The sequence below is a fragment of the Pseudoalteromonas aliena genome (assembly GCF_038155085.1).
Classification (GTDB): domain Bacteria; phylum Pseudomonadota; class Gammaproteobacteria; order Enterobacterales; family Alteromonadaceae; genus Pseudoalteromonas; species Pseudoalteromonas aliena_A.
Genome location: NZ_JBAKAU010000039.1, coordinates 1 through 1,491, shown reverse-complemented (window position 1 = coordinate 1,491; position 1,491 = coordinate 1). Strand labels below are relative to the sequence as shown.

Annotated in this window: 1 rRNA gene; it reads right to left on the bottom strand. The window is 49.2% G+C overall.

Annotated features, from left to right (window positions below):
* Nucleotides 1–1,466 (bottom strand): 23S ribosomal RNA (locus tag V6260_RS18430); the annotation flags it as partial.
* Nucleotides 1,467–1,491 lie beyond the last annotated feature (25 nt).

The following is a 1,491-nucleotide window of genomic DNA, read 5'->3' as shown; positions in this document are numbered from 1 at the left end:
CTAGCCTACTCACTTTCACATGGACAACCATCGCCATGCTTGCTTAGCCTTCTCCGTCCCCCCATCGCAATTATACCAAGTACGGAAATATTAATCCGTTTCCCATCGACTACGCCTTTCGGCCTCGCCTTAGGGGTCGACTTACCCTACCCTGATTAACATGGGATAGGAACCCTTGGTCTTCCGGCGTGCGGGTTTTTCACCCGCATTATCGTTACTCATGTCAGCATTCGCACTTCTGATACCTCCAGCATACCTCCCGGTACACCTTCAACGGCTTACAGAACGCTCCCCTACCACTCAACGTAAACGTTGAATCCGCAGCTTCGGTGCATAGTTTAGCCCCGTTACATCTTCCGCGCAGACCGACTCGACCAGTGAGCTATTACGCTTTCTTTAAAGGATGGCTGCTTCTAAGCCAACCTCCTGGCTGTCTGGGCCTTTCCACATCGTTTCCCACTTAACTATGACTTTGGGACCTTAGCTGGCGGTCTGGGTTGTTTCCCTCTTCACGACGGACGTTAGCACCCGCCGTGTGTCTCCCGGATATTACTTTACGGTATTCGGAGTTTGCAAAGGGTTGGTAAGTCGGGATGACCCCCTAGCCTTAACAGTGCTCTACCCCCGTAAGTATTCGTCCGAGGCTCTACCTAAATAGATTTCGGGGAGAACCAGCTATCTCCCGGTTTGATTAGCCTTTCACTCCTAGCCACAGGTCATCCCCTAACTTTTCAACGTTAGTGGGTTCGGTCCTCCAGTTGATGTTACTCAACCTTCAACCTGCCCATGGCTAGATCACCGGGTTTCGGGTCTATACCTTGCAACTAGTCGCCCAGTTAAGACTCGGTTTCCCTACGGCTACCCTATACGGTTAACCTCGCTACAAAATATAAGTCGCTGACCCATTATACAAAAGGTACGCAGTCACAGAACAAGTCTGCTCCTACTGCTTGTACGTACACGGTTTCAGGTTCTATTTCACTCCCCTCACAGGGGTTCTTTTCGCCTTTCCCTCACGGTACTGGTTCACTATCGGTCAGTTGGGAGTATTTAGCCTTAGATGATGGTCCACCTATATTCAGTCAAAGTTTCACGTGCTCCGACCTACTCGATTTCACTTAAAATGTCTTTTCATGTACGGGACTATCACCCTGTATCGTGGCACTTTCCAGAGCCTTCCATTAACACATAATAAGCTTAAGGGCTGTTCCGATTTCGCTCGCCGCTACTTTCGGAATCTCGGTTGATTTCTTTTCCTACGGGTACTTAGATGTTTCAGTTCTCCGCGTTCGCCTCGTTAACCTATGTATTCAGTTAACGATACCTGCAAGCAGGTGGGTTTCCCCATTCGGAAATCCTAGTCTCAAGCGCTTTTTACTAGCTTGACTAGGCTTATCGCAAGTTAATACGTCCTTCATCGCCTCCAACTGCCAAGGCATCCACCGTGTACGCTTAGTCACTTAACCATACAACCCAAACGGGTCTTTGTTT